The sequence below is a fragment of the Geodermatophilus siccatus genome, assembly GCF_900103785.1.
Taxonomy (GTDB): domain Bacteria; phylum Actinomycetota; class Actinomycetes; order Mycobacteriales; family Geodermatophilaceae; genus Geodermatophilus; species Geodermatophilus siccatus.
In genome coordinates, this window is the sequence record NZ_FNHE01000009.1 from 225,577 (window position 1) to 247,188 (window position 21,612).

A 21,612-nucleotide genomic window follows, 5' to 3' on the forward strand; every position below is an offset into this window, starting at 1 on the left:
GGCCGGTCACTGCGCGAAGACCCCGGCCAGGTGGTCGAGGAGGGCGTCCTCGTCGAGCGGGCGGCAGCGGAAGCCGACGTGACCGTCGGGGCGGACCAGGTAGGCCGCCGTCCCCGCGCCCGCGGTGCCGTAGGCGGCGGCGAAGGTCCCCTCGGCGTCGCGGACGACGGGCAGGTCGACGAGCAGCGGCACCCGGGCGTCGGGCGCGGCGACGAGGTAGGCCCCCACCTCGCCGCGGGTCTGCTGCCGCACGGCGACGGCGAGCTTCTCCAGGTCCGACACCTGCTCCTCCGACGCGGTGGCGTCGGCCGACAGCAGCAGCGTGGAGCGGGTGCCGCGGGTGAGGTCGAACAGCCGCAGCGGGTGCGCGACGCCGAAGCGCCGCAGCCCGTGCACGTCCGGCGCGCGGTGCCCGGGCTCCGGCCCGGCGGGGAAGCCGCCGGGGGCCGTCTCGCCGACCAGCGGGCTGCCGGCGTAGTTCATGGTCATCTGCATCTCGAGCAGGAACTGCGCCTTCTCGTCCTCCATGTCCATCTCGTCGGTGAACGCGATGGCCACGGCCCGGTCGACGATCATCTTCCCGGCGGGACGGCGCTCGGCCTCGTAGCTGTCCAGCAGTCCGGGCGCGGCCAGCCCCCGGACGGCGAGGGCCAGCTTCCAGCCGAGGTTCCAGGCGTCCTGGATGCCGGTGTTCATCCCCTGCCCGCCGGCCGGCGGGTGCAGGTGCGCGGCGTCGCCGGCGACGAAGACCCGCCCCTCGCGGTAGCGGTCGACGATGCCGTGCTTGATCCGGAAGATCGACGACCAGCGCAGGTTGCTCGCCGTCGTCCCGGGCGGGCCCAGGTCGTCGATCGCGGCCTGCATGTCGGCCAGCGTCGGCGGCTCGTACTCCTGCCAGAACCCGGCCGGGACGACGCCGGAGCCGACCGCGTCCTGCCACCGCTGGGGGGCCAGGGTCGCGATCCGGTACCGGTTGCGGCCCTTGAGGGGGACGCAGACGAGCATCCCGGTGAAGTCGTCCTCGTTCTCGATGCGCACGAAGCGCACCAGGTGCCCGGCCGGCAGGTCCCAGTCGACGTCGACGTCCCCGAGCATGAACAGCTGCGGGAACATCGACAGCCCGCCCTCGAAGGCCAGCCCCAGACCGGACCGGACGGCGCTGTGCGCCCCGTCGCAGCCGACCAGGTACTGCGCCCGGGTGGTCTCCTCCTCGCCGTCGAGGTGCCGCAGCCGCGCGGTGACGCCCTCGTCGTCCTGGGCGAAGGCGACCAGCTCGACCCCGCGCTCGACGACCACGCCGAGGGCGGCGAGCTTGGCGCCGAGGATGCGCTCGGTGTCGTACTGCGGCAGCCCGAGGTGGGCGTAGGGCAGCTCGTCGAGGCCGGCCCAGTCGACCTGGTGGGTCTGCTCGCCGTTGACGAACACCGTCTGGCCGTACAGCCAGATCCCGGCGTCCATCGCCTCGGTGACGATGCCCTGGTCCTCCCAGATCTCCATCGTCCGGCAGTGGATGCCGATCGCCTTGTCCGCCTGCGTGGACGCCTGCGGGCGCTTGTCCACGACGCGGACGGCGATGCCGCGGCGGGCCAGCTCGATCGCGTGGGTCAGGCCGGCCGGGCCGGCGCCGACGACGAGCACCTCGACCGCCCGCCCGGCGGTGCGGGAGGCGTCCGCGAGGTCGGCCGGGTCCGGCAGCGGCGCCGCCGCCGCGGCGGGGGCGTGCCCGTCGTCGGGCTTCTCCACGAACTCCTGCACGCTGGCGCTGGGCACCGTGCCGGTGGGGAGCGCGGCGGCGAGGGCAGGCTCGGTGCCGGCGGTCAGCCGCACCGGCTGCCCGGCCACCACCTCCAGGTCCGGCTCCGGCGCCACGGGCACCCCCTCGGGGACGGCGGCATCGACGGCGGCCGGCTGCTGCGCGGGCGCAGGGGTCCCGCTGTCCTCGACCGACGGCGGTACGGGCCGCACGCGCAGCGCGAAGACCCTGCGGTCCTCGCCCCTCGCCAGCCACCGGCCCAGCGGCCCGGCAGCCCAGTTCGCCGGCTCCGCCGCCCAGTCGGTGAAGCGCTGCTCGGACTCCCACTCGGCGACGACGTGGTAGCGCCGCCCGTCGGGTTCGCGCAGCAGTTCCTCGCGGGCGTGGCCGGGAGCGCTGCGGGCCAGCTGCGCGGCGGCGAGGTAGGCGAGCTCGAAGGCCTCCTGCTCCCAGGGCTCGACGGCGACGGCGGTGTCGACGCGCACCCGCTCGACCTCGACGTCCCCGCCGGGCGAGAGCAGCGGCGGGAAGTCGTCGTCCGCGTCGGGCCGCTGGCGGATCTCCAGCACCTCACGCCGGAACTCCACCGAGTGCCACCGGGCCAGCGGTGCGCCGGCGTCCATGTGGGAGGGGTCCTCCACCCACTGCACGAAGTCGTCCTCGGACTCCCACTCCGCGAAGATGTGGTAGCGCAGGCCGCTGGCGTCGCGCAGCAGCTCCTCGCGCACGTAGCCGCGGGAGTCCCCGATCCGCTGGGTGACCGTCGAGTACGCGCGCTCGAAGGCCACCTGCTCGCCCGGCTTGACGCTGGTCGAGAAGTCGATGCGCACCGGCCGCCGGCGCTCGGCCTCCACCGTCGCCAGCACGGTGAAGGTCGACCGGGTGGCGTCCTCGCGCAGGTCGCGCAGCGCCTCGGTGAGCGTCTCCCGGGCGGCGCTGCGCCCGAAGGCGTCCACCGACGCCCGGTCGGTCCAGTCGCTGACGATGGCGAACCAGCGCGGGTCACCCTCGTCGCGCATCAGCTCCTGGCGCAGGTTGCCGGGCACCCGGCTGATCTCCGCGGCCGCCCGGTGCCAGGCGGCCTCGAACTCCGGCTCGCACCCCTCCCGCGCGCGCATCCGCAGGAGGGTCCGCACGGTCGCCCTGCCGCCGTCCTCGTGCACCGCCGTCATGCCGTCCCCTGCTCGCCCGGGACGACGGCCAGCACCTCGTAGGTGTTGCGGGCCGCGTCCTCGCGCAGGTCGCGCAGCGCCTCGGTGAGCGTCTCGCGGGCGCTGCTGCGACCGAACTCGTCGACCGCGGCCCGGTCGGTCCAGTCGCTGGTGATGAGGAAGGTGCGGGGGTCGTCGGCGTCGCGGATCAGCTCCTGGCGCAGGTTGCCGGGCACCCGGCTGATCTCCGCGGCGGCCCGGCGCCAGGCGGCCTCGAACTCCGCCTCGCAGCCCTCGCGGGTGCGCATCCGGAGCATCGTGCGCACCACGGCCCGGGTCCCGGTCGTGGAGGTCGTCACGGCGTCTCCTCGTGGGCGCGGCGCAGCACGAGGCTGCTGTTGAAGCCCCCGAAGCCCCGGGCCAGCACGACGACGACGTCGAGGTCGGACTCCCGGTTCTGGCGCACCAGGTCCAGCCCGTACTCCTCCACCGGCTCGTCGACGTTGCCGGTGGCGGGCACGACCCCGTCGCGCATGGCGAGCAGGGCGGTCGCCACGTTGAGCGCCGACCCGCCGGCCATGAGCCGCCCGGTCCAGCTCGACGGCGCCGTCACCGGCACGCCGCGCTCCCCGAACACCGCGGTGAGCGCCTGGGCCTCCAGCGCGTCGAGCTCGGGTACGCCCGCGCCGTCGGCGACCACCAGGTCCACGTCCTCCGGCGTCACGCCGGCGTCGGCCAGCGAGATCCGGATGGCGCGGGCGTACTGGGTGGCGTCGGGAGCCGCGTCCTCGTGGTGGTGGGCGTCGTGCGTGGCGGCGTAGCCGACCACCTCGCCCCACACGTGCCGCGCACCCCGGGCCCGTGCCGCGTCGGCCTCCTCGACCAGCAGGATGGCGCCGCCCTCGCCGATGACGTGACCGTTGGCCCGCCGGTCGAAGGGCTTGTAGGCGTCCTCCGGGCGGGCGGCGGTGGACAGCCGCCCGCTGGTCACCTGGCACAGCAGGGCGTAGGGGCAGATCCCGGCCTCGGTGCCGCCCACGAGCACCGCCGGGGTGCCGCGGCGCACCACGCGCCGCGCCCAGCCGAAGCTGTCCAGCCCGCCCGCGCCCTCGCTGACGACGACGCCCGAGGGGCCCTTGTACCCGTCGCGGATCGAGACCTGACCGGTGCTGGCCGCGTAGAACCAGGCGATCGACTGGTAGGCCCCCACCGACCGGGGTCCCTTCGCCCACAGCCCCTGGATCTCGTGCTGGCTGAACTCGTTGCCCCCCGAGCCGGCGGCCAGGAACACCGAGGTCGCGTAGGCCTCCTCGGGCGGCACGTAGCCGGCGTCCTCGGCGGCCAGCGTGGCCGCCGCCAGGGACATCCAGGTCCAGCGGTCGGTCTGCACCTTGAGCTGCGGGGCGACGAACCGGTCGGGGTCGAAGTCGCGCACCTGCCCGGCCAGCGAGACGCCGTACTTCGACGTGTCGAAGCCCTCGATGGGGCCCACCCGGAGCTCCCCGCGGAGGAGGGACTGCCAGTGCTCCTCGACGCCGACGCCGCTGGGGGCGACGACGCCGAGGCCGGTGACCAGCAGGCGGGTCGTCCGGCCGCGCCGGTCCGGGATGATGGCCCGTCCCGTCGGGGCGGTCTCGCGGGCGGGGCCGGTCACCTCGGTGACGACCCCCTCCTCGCTGATCACGGTCGGCTCGGTCACGAGGTCGCTGCGCGACCTCGCCAGCTCGGTCACGATGCCCTCCGGTCGGGCTTGGCGAGCACGATGGCCGACTGGAAGCCGCCGAACCCGCTGCCCACGGAGACGGCGACGTCGACCTTGTGCTCGCGGGCGGTCTTGGGCACGTAGTCCAGGTCGCACTCGGGGTCGGGCACCTCGTAGTTGGCCGTCGGCGGGACGACCTGGCGCTGCACGGCCAGGGCGGTGGCGGCGATCTCGATGGAGCCGATCGCGCCGAGGGAGTGCCCGACCATCGACTTCAGTGAGCTCATCGGGACCTTGTAGGCGGCCTGGCCGAGGCTCAGCTTGACCGCGGCGGTCTCGTGACGGTCGTTCTGCTTGGTCCCCGAGCCGTGCGCGTTGACGTAGCCGACCTCGTCGCCGTCGATCCGGCCCTGGGCCAGCGCCTGGTCGAGGGCCTCGGCCATCTCCACGCCGTCGGGCCGCAGGCCGGTCATGTGGAAGGCGTTGCAGCGGTTGGCGTAGCCGGTGACCTCGCAGTAGATCTCCGCACCGCGCCGCTGGGCGTGCTCCAGCTCCTCGAGCACCATCACCGCGGCACCCTCGCCCATCACGAAGCCGTTGCGGCGCGCGTCGAAGGGCTTGGAGGCGTGCTCGGGGTCGGCGTTGTTGTCCGTCGTCGCCCGGATGGTGTCGAAGCAGGCCATCGAGATCGGCGAGATGGGTGCGTCGCTGGCGCCGGCGATCACGACGTCGGCGTCGCCGTCCTCGATCAGCTGGCTGCCGTACCCGACCGCGTCGATGCCCGACGTGCAGCCGGTGGAGACCACCGTCGCCGGGCCCTGCGCGCGGAAGCGCACCGCCAGCTCGGTGGCCCCGCAGCTCGGCACGAGGGCCTGGTGCAGGAACCGCGAGCCGTAGCGCGGGTCGACCAGCCAGTGCCGGCCCGCGTCGCTGACGTTGACGTACTCGTCCTCCAGCCGCATGGTCGCGCCGACGGCGCTGCCGAGGGTGACCCCGACCCGCTCGGGCTCCGGCGCGTCCGGTGCGTCGCCGACGCCCAGGCGCAGGCCGCTGTCGGCGACCGCCTCGTCGGCGGCGACCATCGCGAACTGCACGAAGCGGTCGTTGCGGTGGACCTCCTGGGCGCTCAGCCCGAGCTGGCGGGGGTGGAAGTCGACCTCGGCGGCGACCTGCGACCGGAAGCGGCTGGGGTCGAAGAACGTGATCCGCCGGGTCGCCGTCCGGCCCGCTGTGATCATGTCCCAGAACGCCTCGCGCCCGACCGACCCGGGCGCGACCACCCCGATCCCCGTGACGACGACCCGTCGTCGGTCGGTGCTCACCGCACGCCCGGGGGCAGCTCGGTGTCGACGTGCCCGAGCTCCGGCCGCGGGGCCAGCGGGCCGCAGAGGAACACGAAGGTCGCCGTCGTCGACGAGTCGTTGACGATGCGGTGTCGCACGCCGATCGGGATGTGGACGGCGGACTCGCCGACCAGCCGCCGCTCCTCGCCGTCCAGGGTGACCAGGACGTCGCCCTCCTGGCAGTAGAGGAACTCCTCCGAGTAGGGGTGCCAGTGCTCGGTGACGACCTCGCCGGGCTCCAGGGTGAGCGTGCCCATGAAGCCGGCCGTCGAGCCGACGCTGGCCGGGGAGAGCAGCACCCGGATGTCCCCGCCGCGGCGGCGGTTGGGCGGGGTGTCGGCGCGGTGGACGGTGGGGCCGCAGCGCGTCGGCGTGGCCGGCGCGTGCTGGATGGTGGTCATGTCTCTCCTCGGGTCGGGACGGGCACCGCGGGGGCGGGCTCCGGCGGGGTGGTGGGGAGCGGCGTGCCGGGTCCGGCGGCCAGGTGCACCGGGAGGTCGGGGGCGACCTGGCGGACCAGCGGTCCCAGGACGGGGACGGCGGCGACCTCGACGACCGCGGTGACGCCGGCCTCGACCAGCGCGTGCGAGGTCGCCTCCCACTGGATGGGCGAGGTCAGGTGGGCGCGCAGGCAGCGGGCCAGCTGCGCGGGGTCCGTCGTCGGCCGGCCGTCGGCGTTGGGGACGACGGGCACCTCGGGTGTGGACCACTCGAGGTCGGCCAGGGCGGCGGTGAGGTGCCGGGCGACCGGTGCGACCAGGGGGCCGTGGCAGGCGTTGCGCCCCGGCAGCCGGACGAGGTCCAGTCCGGCGGCCACCACGGCCTCCCGCGCCCGTTCCAGGGCCTCGCAGCCGCCCGCGAGCAGGACCTGCGCCGGCCCGTCGGCCGACGCCACGGACAGCGGCCCGGTGCGGCCCACCTCGGCGACGACCGTGCGGGCGACCTCGCCGGCGCCGGGCCCGACGACGGCCGCCATGCCCGCGCAGGACGGGCGCGGCGACAGCGACAGCAGCTCGGCACGCCAGTGGACCAGCTCGACGACCTGGTCCAGGGGGAGGGCGCCGGCGGCCACCAGGGCGGCGTACTCGCCCACGCCGTGCCCGGCGACCAGCACCGGTCGCAGCCCGCGGGCCGTGAGGCTCCGGTAGCCGGCGACCCCGCTGACCACGACCTCGACGTGCGCGGCCGTGGTGTCGCAACACAGGTTGAGCGGGTCGCGCCACCACGTGGCCACGTCGCGCCCCACCACCGCGGAGGCCTCGTCGACCACCGCGCGGGCCGCCGCGTCGCCGAGCCAGGCGTCGATCGCGCCGGCCCGGACGCCGGCCTCCCCGGCGAGGACGACGGCGGCGCCCGTCACCTCTCCGGCTCCCCGGACCGGGCGGCGGCCGCCTCCACCTTCTCCTTGATGATCGACATCTGGACCTTGCTGTTCGCGTCGATCCGCTGCGTCATGCCCTCGGTGTCGATCGGGGCCTCGGGACGCATCCGGAAGTCCTGCACCCACCGCATCCGCGTGCCGGAGCCCTCCGGCGCGTAGTACCAGCGGATGTCCATGAACTCGAAGGGCCCCGGCTCGACGCGGCGGGCGCGCACCTCACGGGCGGCCTCGTCGAGCTCGCGCTCGGAGACCCAGCTCCAGACCCGACCGCTCTCGTCCGGGTGCATCTTGAGGCGGAACCGGAACCAGGTGTCGGTCTCGGCGAGGATCTCCACCTCGCTGTACTCGGTGAACAGGTCCGGCCACGACCGCAGGTCGTTGGTCATCGCCCAGACGTGGTCGATGGGGGCGTCGATGAGGATCGAGTTGTCGGTGTGCCCGGCGGTGCGGGTGCCCGGCTCGACGGTGCTGCTCACAGGTTCACTCCTGGGGGTGTAGGCGAGGGTGTGGACGGGTGGCCTCCCTGCAGGGCCCGCCGTTGGCCCCGTCCCGGGTCCCGCCCCGAGCGTGTGAGGGGTGGGGAGGACGGGGTCCTCTTTCTGCTTCAGGCCATCCCGGCCGAGCGCTGGGCGGCGTCGACACGCTCGACGATCTGGCCGAGCGTGTAGTTGTCCGGGCTGTCGTCGGGCATCTCGGTGCCGTAGCGGTCCTGCAGCTCGGTCTGCATGGACAGGAAGGCCAGCGAGTCCAGGCCGATGTCGGCGAAGTGGGCGTCCGGGTCGGTCGTGTGCGACGACGCGGGCAGCCCCGCCTTCTCGGTGAGCAGGTTCATGAGGTCGCTGAGAGTGAAGGTCGTGTCGGGCACGGTGTCGTTCCTTCCGGTGGGGTGGCGGGATCCGGCTGGGCGTCTGCGGCCGGGGGCTGGACGAGGGAGAGGGAGCCGCGGGAGGCGGGCAGCCCGGGTGTCGGTGCGTCGGCGAGGGCCGCGGCCCGGGCGAGCACCTCGGGCAGCTGCCGGTCCAGGAACTGCACGTCGTGGCGATCGGCGGTGACGTCGGGGTCGCGCAGCAGGGCCCGGTGCAGGGCGATGGTGGTGTGCACGCCGGGGCCCTCGACCCGCAGCTCGGCCAGGGCGCGGTCCATCCGGCGGATGGCCTGCTCCCGGTCGGGGGCCCAGACGACGAGCTTGCCCAGCAGCGAGTCGTAGTCCGGGCTCACCACGTCGCCCTGCCGGTAGCCGGTGTCGAACCGGGTCCACGGCCCGTCGGGCACCTGCAGGACGTCGAGCCGGCCGGGTGCGGGGGCGAAACCGCGGGCCGGGTCCTCGGCGTTGATGCGGCACTCGATGGCCGCACCCCGGGGGACGATGTCGGACTGGCGCAGTTGCAGCCGCCGGCCGGCCGAGACCAGGATCTGCTCGCGGACGAGGTCCACGCCCGTGAGCAGTTCGGTGACCGGGTGCTCGACCTGGATCCGGGCGTTCATCTCCATGAAGTACGCCGACCCGGACCCGTCGACGAGGAACTCCATGGTCCCGGCGCCGGTGTAGCCGACCGAGAGGGCGCCGTGAACCGCCAGCCGTCCGAGCTCGGCGCGCTGCTCGGGGGTGAGGTGGCCGGCCGGCCCCTCCTCGAGCAGCTTCTGGTGGCGCCGCTGCAGCGAGCAGTCCCGCTCGCCGAGGGAGACGCCGTTGCCGTGGGTGTCGCAGAGGATCTGCACCTCCACGTGCCGTGCGCCGCCCAGGTGGCGCTCGAGGTAGACGGCGGGGTCGCGGAACACCGCGCGGGCGGTGGCCCGGGTGGCGGTGAAGGCGTCGGCCAGGTCGTCGGCCTCGCGGACGACGGTCATGCCCCGCCCGCCACCGCCCGCGGCCGCCTTGATGATCAGCGGGTAGCCGATCTGCGCGGCGATCTCCCGGGCCTCGTCGACGCTGCCGACGGGCTCCACGACGCCCGGGAGCAGCGGCAGGCCGGCCTCGGCCATGAGCCGGCGGGCGGTGGCCTTGTTGCCCATCTGCTGCATGACCGCGGGGGGCGGGCCGACGAAGGTCAGCCCCTCCGCCGCGCAGATCTCGGCGAAGTCCGGGTCCTCGGAGAGGAAGCCGTACCCGGGGTGGATGGCGTCGGCGCCGGTGCGCAGGGCCGCCTCCACGATGTTGGCCACGTTGAGGTAGCTGCGCCGGGCCGGGGCCGGCCCGATGTGCACGGCCTCGTCGGCCAGGTCCACGACGGCGGAGTTGCGGTCGGAGGTCGAGTAGACGGCGACGACCTCGATGCCCAGCTCGCGGCAGGCCCGGGCGACCCGGACGGCGATCTCGCCGCGGTTGGCGACGAGCATGCGGCCGATCACCGGGACCGTCCCGGAGGCCGCAGCCGCATGATCACCTGGTCGTACTCGACCGACTCGGCGTCACCCACGAGGACCTCGGCCACCACGCCCGCCTCGTCGGCGACGATCGGGTTCATCAGCTTCATCGCCTCGACGATCCCGACGGTCTGACCCTGCTCGATCTCGTCGCCGACCCGGACGAACGGGTCGGCCCCGGGTGACGGCGCCGCGTAGAAGGTGCCGACGAGCGGGGAGCGGACGGTCGCCGCCACCTCCTGCGCGGGCTCGGGGGGTGCGGTCGGCTGGGCGTCGCGGCCGCCAGGGGTCCCCTGCGCCGGGGGCGCGGGCGGTGCGACCACCCCGGCCGGCAGGGCCTCGGGGGCCCACTCGACCTCGATGGCGCGGTCGCCGTTGCGGACGGTGAGCTTGCGCAGCTCGCCGGGCAGGCTGCGCGCCAGCGCCAGGACCTCGTCGCGCAGGTCCGGGGCCTCGTCGTCCGGCCCGGTCGCGGGCGTCGCCGCGATCGTCCGCGGGGGGAACTCACTCGCTGACACGGTCATCCCTCCACGGGCTGCAGGGGGCGGTCGTCCCCGCCGATGCGCTCGAGCCGCCGGGACCGGGTGTCCAGCAGCGTGGCCACGTCGAGGCGGCAGACGTCGTCCAGCTCGCGGACGAGTGCGCGGCGCAGCAGGCGGGCTGCCTCGGCGGGGTCGGTGTGGGCGCCACCGGGGGGCTCGGCCACCACCGAGGTGGCGATCCCGGACGCCCGCAGGTGCGCGGCGCCCAGGCGCATGGCGCGGGCGGCGGTCGGTGCGGCCACCGCCGTCCGCCAGAGGATGGCGGCGCAGCCCTCGGGGCTGATCACCGACAGGTAGGCGTTCTGCAGGACCAGCAGCCGGTCGGAGGTGCACAGCGCGAGCGCGCCGCCGCTGCCGCCCTCCCCGGTGACCACCGACACGACGGGCACCCGGAGCCGGCTGCTGCGCATGATGATCTCGGCGATCGCGTGCGACTGGCCGCGCTCCTCGGCCTCCGGTCCGGGGTGGGCACCGGGGGTGTCGACGAGGGTGACGACCGGGAGCCCGAAGGCCTCGGCGTGGTCGAGCAGCCGCTGCGCCTTGCGGTAGCCCTCCGGGTGCGGCATCCCGAAGTTGCGGGCGATCCGCTCGCGGACCGTGTGGCCCTTCTCCTGGCCGATGGCGACGACCGTGCGGCCGCCGATCGAGGCGATCCCGCCGACCACGGCGGGATCGTCGGCGAAGGCCCGGTCGCCGTGCAGCTCGACGAAGTCGTCGAACGCGGTGTGCAGGTAGTCCAGGGTGGTGGGCCGCTCGACGACCCGCGCCCGCTGGACGACGTCCCACGGGTCGTCGTCGACCGCGACGTCGACCGGGCTCCCGTCGTCCTCGGCGTCGTGGGTCTCCCCGGGCGGGACGCCGGGCCCGTGCAGGGCCAGCAGGCGGGCGAGCAGCGGCCGCAGGTCGGCCCGGTTCTCCACGCGGTCGACCAGGCCGTGCGCGAGGAGGAACTCGGCGGTCTGGAAGTCGGCGGGCAGCTCGGCGCGGATGGTCTCCTGCACCACGCGCGGCCCGGCGAAACCGACGTGCGCGCCGCGCTCGCCGACCAGGACGGACGCGAGGGTCGCGAAGGAGGCCGACACCCCGCCGTAGGTGGGGTCGGTCAGCACGCACACCGAGAACAGCCCGGCCTCGCGGTGCCGGCCGAACGCCTCGCTGGCGCGGGCCATCTGGAAGAGCGAGAAGACGCCCTCCTGCATCCGGGCGCCGCCGCTGGCGCACACGGTGACCAGGGGCAGGCCGCGCTCGAGGGCCAGCTCGGCGGCGCCGCTCACCCGTCGGCCGACCTCGACGCCCATGCTGCCGCCGAGGAAGGCGAAGTCCATGACCGCGACGACCGTCTCGCACCCGCCGATGCGGGCCACGCCGACCACGACGGCCTCCGACTCACCGGAGCGGCGCGCGGCGTCGGCCAGCCGGTCGGGGTAGTCGCGCAGGTCGGTGAAGGACAGCGGGTCGGGCGCGCCCGGTTGGAACGCCACCTCCGTGAAGCTGCCCGGGTCGGTGAGCAGGACGATCCGGGCCCGCGCGCTGAGCCGGAGGTGGTGGTCGCACTCCGGGCAGACGTGCAGGTTGCGGTCGAGCCGTTTGCGGTAGAGCAGCCACCCGCAGTCGGGGCAGCTGACCCACCCCACGTGGTCGGGCGCCCCCGCGGCGGACGCGGTGGTGGTCGGCGCGGAACGTGTCATGACGTCCTCCCAGTCGCCCGGAGCCGTGTCACTCGGAGGACGACCAGTGGTAGAAGCGCCGGGCCATCGCGTCCTGCGGTGAGCGCCAGCCGGGGTCGTAGGCCTGGATGAACGGCCGGAGGTCCTCGCTCACGGCACGGAAGTCCGGCAGCGACTGGGCGATGCGCATCGCCTCCGACGCCGGCCGGTCGAAGTCGATGAGGTGCACGTAGATGTCGTGGAACTGGTACAGGGACCGGTTCCGCACACCGATCTCGTGCGGCATCGAGGTGGCGTCGTAGCGGCCGAAGATCTCGGCCACCTTGTCGGCGTCGGCCGGCGCCATCCTCGCGATGATCATGGTCTGGTGCACGGTGTCTCCCAGCGTCGCTGCGGCCCGGGGAGGGGCTCGGGATACGACGACGCTAGGAAGCCGGCGAAGCCGGCACATCGGCCACAGGTGCAGTTCAGGAGCACACCCCGGGGAGGGTGGGGGGTGTGCGACCGCCCCGCCCCAGGGCGCAGCAACGCCGTCCGGACGTCGGGGTCGAGTCATCCGGGGGGAGGACTCCCGGCCGCCACCAGGGCGTACGACCCCCACCTGGAGGGGCGGAGGCCCCTACCCGGGTATGAACTCGCCGACGGCTCGTGATCGGCTCGCCCGGATCTGTGGCGACCGGCACCATGGCGGGCCTAACTTCCGGAACCGACCTGACGCTGCCCCTCACGGGGCCGGACAGGAGTGGAGCTGACACGCATGGCCGAACCCGACGACGCCGTGTCCGCTTCAGGGGTGTCCGACGCCGATCCTCCGGTACGGGTGCTGATCTGCGACGACCACGAGGTCTTCCGGCACGGCTTGCGCGCTGTGCTCCGCCGGATCCCCGGTGTCCGCGTCGTGGCGGAGGCGGCCTGCGTCGGCGAGGCGCTGCCGCTGGCCTCCACGGCCCGACCCGACGTCACCCTGATGGGCGTCGACGGGCAGGGGCCCGTCCTGCCGGACCTGGTGCGCGAGATGACCGGCACGGGCACCCGCGTCCTGCTGCTCGGTGAGGCGGGCGCCGCCAGTGACCTGCTCGAGGTCCTGCGGGCCGGGGCGCGTGGCTACGTGCACGCGGCCGTCAGCTCGCAGCGGCTGATCGAGTGCGTCCGCGCGGTGGCCCGTGGGGAGACCGTCCTGGACGCCAACGTCACCGGCGAGCTGCTGCACCGCCTGGACGACGTGGCGCGGTCGGGGGACGACGGGCAGCCCCGGGTGCACGGCCCGCTGACCGCCCGGCAGCAGGCGGTCGCCGAGCTCGTGGCCGAGGGCCTGACCAACGCGGAGATCGCCGAGCGGCTGGAGCTGAGCCGGGCCACCGTGAAGGGCCACATCACGGTGGCGCTGCGCCGGCTGGGCCTGCGGGACCGCACCCAGCTGGCCATCCACGTGCACCGCAGCACCCGCCCCGATCCCGGCTGAGGAGCGCCTCCCGCCGGTTGCTGAGCGGGATGGGACCAGCCTCGCGCGACGTCCTGTGAAATACCTGTGAAGTATCTCGACAGAACCTGCCACAACGAGGTTAGAGTCACTCCAGTCCGGAGGAGACGGACGCGTGTCGGAACTGCCGGTCCGTCGGGCGGGAGCATCTACGGGTCGGACACAGGGGGGAACGACATGGACCAATCCGTGGTTGCTGGGGGAACGGGCCTGGTAGGGGACCTGCGACAGCGGGCGGAGGGCCCCGTGCCCGCGCCCCGGTCCGGCGGGCCCGTGCCCGTCCGACCGCATGCCGTCCGCCCGCCGACGAGTCTGGTCTGCGTGCTCCTCTGCGAGGACCGCGAGGTGTTCCGCACCGGGCTGCGGGTGGTCCTGGAGGCCGAACCGGACATGGCGGTCGTCGCCGAGACCGCCCACCTCCCCGAGGCCCTCGAGGCGGCCGAGGGCGAGGGCGCCGTCGTCGTCGTCGTCCGGCAGGGTCTGGTCGCCGGCGACGCCCTCCCGCTGCTGCGCACCCTCTGCCGGCAGAACACCGCCGTCCTCGTGCTCGCCGAGCCGGAGACGGACTCCGAGCACGAGCTGGTCGAGATCCTGCGTGCCGGCGTCCGCGGCTACCTGCCCCGGCGCTCGGGGGCGCAGCGGCTCGTCGACGGCGTGCGGGCGCTGGCCCGTGACGAGGCCGCGCTCGACTCCGCGGCCACCAGCCACCTGGTGCGCCACCTGACGACCGGGTCGCAACCGCGGTCGGCTCCCGAACTGCGGCCCCTCGACCGGCTGACCGACCGGCAGCGCGAGGTCGCCGAGCTGGTGGCCCAGGGGCTGAGCAACGAGGAGATCGCCGGGCGGCTGTTCCTCAGCCTGGCGACGGTGAAGAGCCACCTGACGACGTCGATGCGCCGCCTCTCCGTCCGCTCGCGGACCGAGCTGGCCATCCTGGTCACGCGGGGGAACTCCCCGGCCGCATGACGGGGGGCGCCGTCCCCCCGCAGGTTCGGGACGGGGCCGCGGACGCCGCGGGCCGGCTCCACTCCCGCGCTGTTCCCGGCACCTCCGCGCTGCTGCAACGGCGCGGGAGCGGGTGGAACAGCGGGGCAGCCCGGAGCCCGGTGAGGAACAGGCCCGTCGATCCCGAGGAGGGCGGGTCGCAGCCGGACGTCACTGTGAGCGGCGCGACGGTTGCATCGCGGAATGGACGACCCCGTCGCGGCGATGGACTACCCGTGGACCTGTTCTCTCCTGTGGACCTGGGCGACATCGAGCTCGCCAACCGCGTCGTCATGGCTCCGCTGACCCGCATGCGCTCCGGCGCCTCCGGCGTCCCCGGGGACCTCGTCGTCGAGCACTACCGGCAGCGCGCCGGCGTCGGGTTGATCATCACCGAGGGCACCTACCCGAACCACGAGGGCCAGGCCTTCGTCGGCCAGCCGGGCATCGTCACCGACGAGCAGGTCGAGGGCTGGCGCCGCGTGGCCGAGGCCGTGCACGCACGGGGCGGCAAGATCGTGATGCAGGTGATGCACGGCGGCCGGGTGACCCACCCCGACGTCAACGGCGGCCGCCGCGTCGTGGCCCCGAGCGCGATCGCGATCGACGGCGAGGGCCACACCGAGAAGGGCAAGCAGCCCTACCCGGTGCCGCACGCGCTCACCGTCGACGAGGCGCGGCAGACCCTGCAGGACTTCGTCTCCGCCGCCAAGCGGGCCATCGAGGCCGGCCTGGACGGCGTGGAGATCCACGGGGCCAACGGCTACCTGCTGCACGAGTTCCTCTCGCCGGCGTCCAACCAGCGCACCGACGAGTACGGCGGCACCCCGGAGAACCGGGCGCGATTCGTCGTCCAGGTGGTGACGGCGGTGGCCGCGGCGGTCGGCGCCGGCAAGGTGGGCCTGCGGATCTCGCCCGAGCACAACATCCAGGACGCCTACGAGACCGACCGGGACGACGTCCGCGCCACCTACGGTGCGCTGCTCGACCAGCTGCGCCCGCTGGGCCTGGCCTACCTGTCGGTGCTGCACTCCGACCCGGCCGGTGAGCTGGTGCAGGAGCTGCGCGAGCGTTTCGCCGGGCCGCTGGTCGCCAACAGCGGCTTCGGCTCGGTCACCACGCGCGAGGAGGCGGTGCGCCTGATCGAGGCCGCGCACGCCGACGCCGTGGCCGTGGGTCGAGCCGTCATCGCCAACCCCGACCTGGTCGAGCGCTGGAGGGGCGAGCACCCGGAGAACGAGCCGAAGGCGCACCTCTTCTACGCGCCCGGCGCCGAGGGCTACACCGACTACCCGACCCTCGAGGCGCTGCGCGCCGGCTGAACGAGGACCCACTGCACAGCAGGGCCCGGCGGCGCCGTTGCCGCCGGGCCCTGCTGCGTCCTCAGGCGGTGCGGCTCGGGGGCCGGCGCGGTGCCCGCCTCGACGAGGGCGTCGACCGGGGCGGGGCGGCCGAAGAGCCAGCCCTGGCCGCCGTCCACGCCCAGGGACTGCAGGACGGCGTGCGCGGCCGCCGTCTCCACGCCCTCGGCGACGATGCATCGTCCGGGTGGTCCCGTCGACGCGGCTGAGGAACGCCACGCTGAGGCCGAGCGTGCGGCGCGCCGTCCGCAGCAGCTGGGCGATCTGCGCCTCCGCGGCCGAACGATCCCGTTGCACGTGCCCCCCAGTGGACGTCCCTGTCCACGTGATCGGCACCCTGGGCCCCCGGCGGTACGGGATCGGCCGGATCGGGGTGCGTCGCACCCGCAGGGGTCGGGGCGGCCGGCCGTCCGGCGCCCGCCTCGGGCGGACGCCGACTCGCCGCGCCGAGTGTCGGGCCGGGCGATCCGGCGGGACAGTCAGGAGGGTCCCCACTCGCTCGTCGACCCCCGGAGGTCGAGATGTCGAAGGCCAGGTCGTTCCCCCAGCTCACCGCACGGGTCGGTGTCGCCGCCGCCGTCGCGTTGTCCTCCTCGGCGCTGTGGGCGGTGTCGTCGACCGAGTCGGAGGCCGCCGTGGGCGCGGACGCCCCGGACTGCTACGCCGAGGACGCGGTGCTCACGGTGGAGGAGCAGCGCATCGGCCAGCCCCTGGTCGAGGGCGGGGAGTCGGCCGCGGCCCAGTTCCTCCGGGCCGCCGGCTTCGAGGAGGCGGTGGCGCAGTTCGCCACGGACCTGTGCGCGGCGCCGGACCTGGTCGCGGCCGAGGAGCTCGCCGTCCGGCACGGCGAGGCGCTGTGGGAGCTGGCCCTGGCGCGCGCCCAGGGGGAGCGGGACATCGGCACGATCGACCGGTACGACGACCGGCCGCTGTACTGGGCCCGCCTGCACATGACGCGCGCGGTGCGCCAGTGGGAGGCGCCCGTCGAGGTGAGCGTCGTCCAGCGCAACGCCCTGGTGCACCTGCTCGACCACGCGTCCCGGGGGCTCACCACCATCGACTGGCCGGAGGCGCCCGCCGACGCCAGACGCGTGATGATCAGCGGCTTCGACACCTACAGCCTCGACCAGAGCCTGCGGAACTCCAACCCCTCCGGGGCCACCGCACTGCAGCTGGACGGCCGGACGCTCGAGACCGACGCCGGCCCGGTCGTCGTCCAGTCGGTCGTGCTCCCGGTGAACTGGACCGACTTCGACGAGGGCATCGTCGAGGACGCGTTCGGCCAGGTCCTGACGACCGGGGAGGACCGCGCCGACCTGATCATGACCATCAGCCAGACCAGCCGCGGGCGGATGGACATCGAGCAGTGGGCCGCCAACGCCCGCGGCGGCTTCCCGGACAACAACCGCAACATGCTGTTCGGGCCGATCTCCCGGCCGTCGCACTGGCCGCAGCCGTTCGACTCACCGGAGTGGATCGAGACGACCCTGCCCTACGAGGCGATGATCGCCGCCGGCACCGGCCCCTGGCCGGTCGTGCTCAACGACGGGATCTGCGAGTGGCCGGCGGGGACCTTCCCGGCCCCGTCGGCGGTGCGCTGCCAGGACGACCCGTCGGAGGGCTCCCGGGCGGCGTCCGGCCCGGGCGGCAACTACCTCTCCAACGAGAGCATGTACCGCTCGAACCGGCTGCGGATCGGCATGCAGGCGTGGGACGTCCCCGGCGGGCACCTGCACATCTCGGCGCTGGTGTACCCGGAGGACCCCGCGGTGCTGACCGGTCCCGAGTTCGAGGCCGACCGGAGGGCCGTCGTCGACCAGACGATCGCCCTCGTCACCGCGGCCGGTGCCGCCGCGCCCTGAGCGGGCCGTGGTGTGATCGTCGCGGCGCGACACCGGGGTCGCGCCGCGACGAGGAGGCTCGATGGCCGAGGTGCACGGCAGCTGCGACGACCGCTTCTCCGGCGTGCGCGAGGCGTTCGAGCGCGGTCTGGACGCCGGGGAGCTGGGCGCGTCGCTCGCCGTCGACCTGGACGGGGAGACCGTCGCCGACCTGTGGGGTGGCCACCGCGACCTCGACCGGACCACCCCGTGGACCGAGGACACGATCGTCAACGGCTGGTCGACGACGAAGACCGTCCTGGCGCTCGCCGCGCTGCTCCTGGTCGAGCGCGGCGAGCTGGACGTGTACGCGCCGGTCGCCGACTACTGGCCGGAGTTCGCGGCCAAGGGGAAGAAGGACGTCGAGGTGCGGCACCTGCTGTCGCACACCTCGGGCGTCTCCGGCTGGGAGCGTCCGTTCTCCATCCGGGACATGTACGACTGGCCGTCGGCGACCGAGCGGCTGGCCGCGCAGGCGCCGTGGTGGGAGCCGGGGACGGCGTCGGGCTACCACGCGAACAACCAGGGACACCTCGTCGGTGAGGTGATCCGGCGGATCACCGGGCACACCTTCAGGCAGTTCGTGGTCGACCAGATCGCCCGGCCGCTGGGCGCGGACTTCCAGATCGGCGCGCGGGAGTCCGACTGGGACCGCATCGCGCCCGTCGTCCCGCCGCCGCGACCGGAGGAGGACCCGCGGGAGCTGGACCCGGAGTCGGTGGCGGTCAGGACCTTCACCGCACCGGTCGCCTCGGCGACGGCGGCGAACTCGCCGGAGTGGCGCCGCGCGGACCTGGGCGCGCTCAACGGCCACACGAACGCCCGCGGGTTGATGCAGGTCATGCGGGTGCTGTCGCTCGGCGGTGAGGGTCTGCTGTCGCCGGGGACGATCGACCTCGTCTTCGACCAGCAGTCCGACGGCGTGGACCTGGTGCTGGAGGCGCCGTTCCGCTTCGGGATCGGCTTCTGCCTGGGCTCGCCGCTGGTCCCGTACGTGCCCGAGGGGCGGACCTTCTTCTGGGGCGGCTGGGGCGGGTCGATGATCGTCATGGACCTCGACCGCCGGCTGACCATCAGCTACCTGATGAACCGGATGGCGCCGGGGATCCTGGGCTCGGACCGCAGCGAGGCCTACGTCCGGGCGGTGTACGCGGCACTCGGCTGAGGCCTGGGGTTCGGGGGAGGTGCGGCATGGACCTGGACGACGTGGTGCCCGAGGCCGATCACGTCACCCGGCAGGCGCGGGTGATCGACGCGCCGGCGTCCGTCGTGTGGGAGGAGCTGCACCGGCTGAAGCTCTCGTCGCTGCCGGTGTCCCTGCTGCTGAGCGCCGTGCGCGCCCTACCGGTGCTGCTGGCGGGCCGGGGTCGTCGGCGCGGCGGGCTCGACCGGACCTTCCTCGACGTGGTGCCGATCCCGGAGCTGGCCTCCGACCCGCCGTCGCACGTGCTGTTCGCAGGCGTGCTGCAGCCCTGGAAGCTGACCGGTGGGAAGCGACCGCCCGTGCTGGACGCGGCGGGGGTCCGGGAGTGGTCCGAGCCCGGCTGGGTGAAGGTCGGCATGGAGTTCCGGCTGACGCCGGCCCTCGGCGGCACGCGGCTGAGCTGCGAGACGCGGATCGCCGCCACCGATCCGGAGACGCGGCGGCGCTTCGGCCTCTACTGGCTCGCCGTCCAGCCGGGCAGCTCGGCCATCCGGTGGGAGCTGCTCACCGCCGTCGCCATGCGGGCGGAGGCGCGCGCCGGGTAGGACTCCGGCATGGCCTGGACCGAGCGCGACATCCCCGACCTGAGCGGCCGGACGGCGGTGGTGACCGGCGCGAACGGTGGTCTCGGCCTGCAGACGGCGCTGGCGCTGGCCGGCGCGGGTGCGCACGTGGTTCTCGCTGCGCGTGACGCTGCCAAGACCGAGGCTGCGGAGGCGCGGATCCGGGTGAGCCACCCCTCTGCGTCGCTGGAGGTGGTGCCGTTGGACCTCGGTGACCTGTCCTCGGTGGCGGCCGTGGCGCGTTCGGTGCTGGCTCGGCACGAGCGGGTGGACCTGCTGGTGAACAACGCCGGGGTGATGGCGATGCCGAAGCGGACGACGGCCGACGGGTTCGAGATGCAGTTCGGCGTGAACCACCTGGGGCACTGGGCGCTGACCGCGCGGCTGCTGCCGGCGCTGCTGCGTTCACCGGCCGCTCGGGTGGTGACAGTGACGAGCACGGCGCGGCACCGGGCCGGGCGGCTGGACCCGGCGGACGTCCATCCCGAGCGGGGCTACGGGGCGTGGTCGGCCTACGCGCGGTCGAAGATGGCCAACCTGCACTTCGGGCTGGGGTTGCAGCAGCGGTTCGCGGCTGCTGGCGTCTCCGCCATCAGCCTGGTGGCACATCCGGGCCTGACGAACACCGACCTGCAGGCGCGTGCGGTACGCGAGGGCGGCGCCGGCCGGCTGGGGGCCTTCTTCGAGGTGATGACGGCGCGGTCGGGGATGTCGCCGTTCGAGGGCGCCCGGCCGCAGCTGCGGGCCGCGACCGACCCTAGGGCTCGCGGTGGGGAGCTGTACGCGCCGCGGTATGGGTCATGGGGTCCGGCGGTGCGGCGGCCGATCCTGCGCCGACGCGGCCTGCAGGAGCAGATCGACGTCCTGTGGCAGGTCTCCGAGCGCGAGACCGGCATCCCACTGGATGTCGTAGCAGTACTGTGAATCAGTGGCATAACCTGGCACGCCAGGGTCACTCGAGCATTGCTCACAGGATCGCCTGAGTAAGCCATGATTGGTCACGGGATGACATGAACGCCATTCCCGTTGACGGGGGTGCGACCAGTCGGGTCAGAATCTATGGCGTGACGGTCGAGCCGACTAGATAGTGCGCTCCTCTACCAATGACTGTGCTCATTCGGAATTCACGCCCGCCGATAGCGACATACGCACACGGTTGTTAGGTACGCCTGGCGGTGGTGTCGGCGCGGCGTCGTGCGAGCTGCTCACAAGACTAGGTAATGGGCTCGCAGTAGGGCGTACAAGCCGGTGGTGTCTAGAGGGGTCGGCATGCCAGCCCTTTGGCACATGTAGATGACTCTACGACTTCGGCGCTGAGGATCTGCGGCAAGCGTCGTGCGCGGGTGCGCTTCACCCCAGCGTTCGATGAAGGCATGTTCTGCGGCCAATACGGTCGACAGGTCGGCGTCGAAAGTTGTAACAATGTTGAGGAGTAGTGCACATAGAGCCTGTACATGAATCAAAGTGAGCGCAAGTGGAACACCGGGCTGAGGTGCGGGAAGTTGTAGAAGTGACCCGTTACGGCCCAGCCCATGAGCGACTGGACTCGCCATCGCGTATGCATCGAGAGCAAGCTGGGTGGGAATGCGACCTGCATGAACACATGAATTACGGAGTTCTTTGAAGCATCTGCACAAGAGCATCATGTCATCGATTCGAGACCCAAAGTATCGAGCGTTGGATCTGAGGGTTCGGCCCGAAGGCAGCCTCGAGGGCGGGAGAAAGTCGACTCCTATAGCGATTGATGACATCCGCGGCCCCGAACTTTCCTCGGATGGCCTGAGAAGGAAACTGCAAATTATCGCGCTCGGTATCAGTGCCTAGCTCAAGTGCTTGGAGCCACCCCTCAAAGAGCCCTATCGCGCCGGTGAGCCCGAGGACGCTTGACTCATTAACTTGCTGTTCCCAAGGTCTCTCTATGCAATGGCGTCGCAGGTTTGCGCTTCCAATGCCGCTGCCTGCGACGAACCGGCCGTGCAGTTCCTCGATGGTCACGGCTGGCTGTTCCTCGACGTATCCCTTCACCTGCCAGCGGAGATTCCACATTGCAGCGGCTGTTGGATTGATGAAGTCGTAGAAACTGGTTAGTTCTTGCGTAAACGCCCGAGAACTCTCGAGGAAAGGCTGCACGACGGGGCATTATGCATCAACCCATGAGGCCGTGGGCTTACGTTGGCGGAGTGTCGGCCTCGGGCTTCGCGCTGTTGAAGAAGGGCTGGGGTTGGCCTGAGTCCATG

20 protein-coding genes are annotated in these 21,612 nt (G+C 73.4%); 7 read left to right on the forward strand and 13 right to left on the reverse strand.

Translation table 11 applies throughout. From position 1 onward, the window contains the following. Positions 1–6 precede the first annotated feature (6 nt). The 12 genes from BLS21_RS17445 to BLS21_RS17500 form a co-directional block, all read right to left on the reverse strand. The gene (locus BLS21_RS17445) at positions 7–2,925 is read right to left on the reverse strand and encodes an FAD-dependent monooxygenase (RefSeq protein ID WP_091221328.1); all 2,919 of its coding nucleotides are present in this window, start codon (positions 2,923–2,925) and stop codon (positions 7–9) included. Next, positions 2,922–3,263 carry an antibiotic biosynthesis monooxygenase family protein gene (locus tag BLS21_RS17450; RefSeq protein WP_245700504.1) on the reverse strand — a complete coding sequence of 114 codons (342 nt, stop codon included), beginning with the start codon at positions 3,261–3,263 and terminating at the stop codon, positions 2,922–2,924. The genes BLS21_RS17445 and BLS21_RS17450 overlap by 4 nt, the downstream gene beginning before the upstream one ends. Further along, positions 3,260–4,636 carry a beta-ketoacyl synthase N-terminal-like domain-containing protein gene (locus BLS21_RS17455; RefSeq protein ID WP_281241951.1) on the reverse strand — a complete coding sequence of 459 codons (1,377 nt, stop codon included), beginning with the start codon at positions 4,634–4,636 and terminating at the stop codon, positions 3,260–3,262. The genes BLS21_RS17450 and BLS21_RS17455 overlap by 4 nt, the downstream gene beginning before the upstream one ends. After that, entirely contained in the window at positions 4,633–5,928 is a 1,296-nt protein-coding gene (locus tag BLS21_RS17460) for a beta-ketoacyl-[acyl-carrier-protein] synthase family protein (protein WP_091221330.1), read from the reverse strand. Before BLS21_RS17460 ends, BLS21_RS17455 begins: the two co-directional genes overlap by 4 nt. Beyond that, a complete protein-coding gene (locus BLS21_RS17465) occupies positions 5,925–6,350 on the reverse strand; it encodes a cupin domain-containing protein (RefSeq protein ID WP_091221331.1) in 426 nt (141 codons plus the stop codon). The genes BLS21_RS17460 and BLS21_RS17465 overlap by 4 nt, the downstream gene beginning before the upstream one ends. Further along, positions 6,347–7,309 (reverse strand): ACP S-malonyltransferase, encoded by a 963-nt coding sequence (locus BLS21_RS17470; RefSeq protein WP_091221334.1) that lies wholly within the window; start codon positions 7,307–7,309, stop codon positions 6,347–6,349. The genes BLS21_RS17465 and BLS21_RS17470 overlap by 4 nt, the downstream gene beginning before the upstream one ends. Then, a complete protein-coding gene (locus BLS21_RS17475; RefSeq protein ID WP_091221336.1) occupies positions 7,306–7,806 on the reverse strand; it encodes an SRPBCC family protein in 501 nt (166 codons plus the stop codon). Before BLS21_RS17475 ends, BLS21_RS17470 begins: the two co-directional genes overlap by 4 nt. 128 nt (positions 7,807–7,934) lie before the next feature. After that, positions 7,935–8,195, reverse strand: a complete 261-nt coding sequence (locus tag BLS21_RS17480) for an acyl carrier protein (protein ID WP_139177190.1) — start codon at positions 8,193–8,195, stop codon at positions 7,935–7,937. Beyond that, positions 8,159–9,679, reverse strand: coding sequence for an acetyl-CoA carboxylase biotin carboxylase subunit (locus BLS21_RS17485; RefSeq protein ID WP_245700505.1), 1,521 nt, complete (start codon positions 9,677–9,679; stop codon positions 8,159–8,161). Before BLS21_RS17485 ends, BLS21_RS17480 begins: the two co-directional genes overlap by 37 nt. After that, the gene (gene accB, locus BLS21_RS17490) at positions 9,676–10,212 is read right to left on the reverse strand and encodes an acetyl-CoA carboxylase biotin carboxyl carrier protein (RefSeq protein ID WP_091221342.1); all 537 of its coding nucleotides are present in this window, start codon (positions 10,210–10,212) and stop codon (positions 9,676–9,678) included. The genes BLS21_RS17485 and accB overlap by 4 nt, the downstream gene beginning before the upstream one ends. Before the next feature lie 2 nt (positions 10,213–10,214). Then, a complete protein-coding gene (gene accA / locus BLS21_RS17495; RefSeq protein ID WP_091221344.1) occupies positions 10,215–11,924 on the reverse strand; it encodes an acetyl-CoA carboxylase carboxyl transferase subunit alpha in 1,710 nt (569 codons plus the stop codon). A 28-nt stretch (positions 11,925–11,952) separates the two neighbouring features. After that, positions 11,953–12,276, reverse strand: a complete 324-nt coding sequence (locus BLS21_RS17500; protein ID WP_091221347.1) for a TcmI family type II polyketide cyclase — start codon at positions 12,274–12,276, stop codon at positions 11,953–11,955. Between the two features lie 384 nt (positions 12,277–12,660). Between BLS21_RS17500 and BLS21_RS17505 the strand changes: the two genes are divergently transcribed. The 7 genes from BLS21_RS17505 (at position 12,661) to BLS21_RS17540 (ending at position 20,299) form a co-directional block, all read left to right on the forward strand. Then, positions 12,661–13,365 carry a LuxR C-terminal-related transcriptional regulator gene (locus BLS21_RS17505; RefSeq protein WP_091221473.1) on the forward strand — a complete coding sequence of 235 codons (705 nt, stop codon included), beginning with the start codon at positions 12,661–12,663 and terminating at the stop codon, positions 13,363–13,365. Positions 13,366–13,704: 339 nt separating this feature from the next. After that, positions 13,705–14,349, forward strand: a complete 645-nt coding sequence (locus tag BLS21_RS17510) for a LuxR C-terminal-related transcriptional regulator (protein ID WP_245700506.1) — start codon at positions 13,705–13,707, stop codon at positions 14,347–14,349. 254 nt (positions 14,350–14,603) lie between these two features. Continuing rightward, complete coding sequence (locus BLS21_RS17515) at positions 14,604–15,689, forward strand: alkene reductase (RefSeq protein WP_091221352.1); 1,086 nt, start codon at positions 14,604–14,606, stop codon at positions 15,687–15,689. Positions 15,690–16,249: 560 nt separating this feature from the next. Continuing rightward, positions 16,250–17,590: a hypothetical protein gene (locus tag BLS21_RS17525; protein ID WP_091221357.1), complete on the forward strand. Its 1,341-nt coding sequence runs from the start codon at positions 16,250–16,252 to the stop codon at positions 17,588–17,590. Between the two features lie 61 nt (positions 17,591–17,651). Continuing rightward, positions 17,652–18,773: a serine hydrolase domain-containing protein gene (locus tag BLS21_RS17530; protein ID WP_091221360.1), complete on the forward strand. Its 1,122-nt coding sequence runs from the start codon at positions 17,652–17,654 to the stop codon at positions 18,771–18,773. Between the two features lie 26 nt (positions 18,774–18,799). Beyond that, positions 18,800–19,357, forward strand: coding sequence for a hypothetical protein (locus BLS21_RS17535; protein WP_091221363.1), 558 nt, complete (start codon positions 18,800–18,802; stop codon positions 19,355–19,357). A 9-nt stretch (positions 19,358–19,366) separates the two neighbouring features. Continuing rightward, complete coding sequence (locus BLS21_RS17540; RefSeq protein WP_091221366.1) at positions 19,367–20,299, forward strand: oxidoreductase; 933 nt, start codon at positions 19,367–19,369, stop codon at positions 20,297–20,299. Between the two features lie 723 nt (positions 20,300–21,022). Here the strand turns inward: BLS21_RS17540 and BLS21_RS24735 are convergent. After that, positions 21,023–21,505 carry a hypothetical protein gene (locus tag BLS21_RS24735; RefSeq protein ID WP_139177191.1) on the reverse strand — a complete coding sequence of 161 codons (483 nt, stop codon included), beginning with the start codon at positions 21,503–21,505 and terminating at the stop codon, positions 21,023–21,025. Positions 21,506–21,612 lie beyond the last annotated feature (107 nt).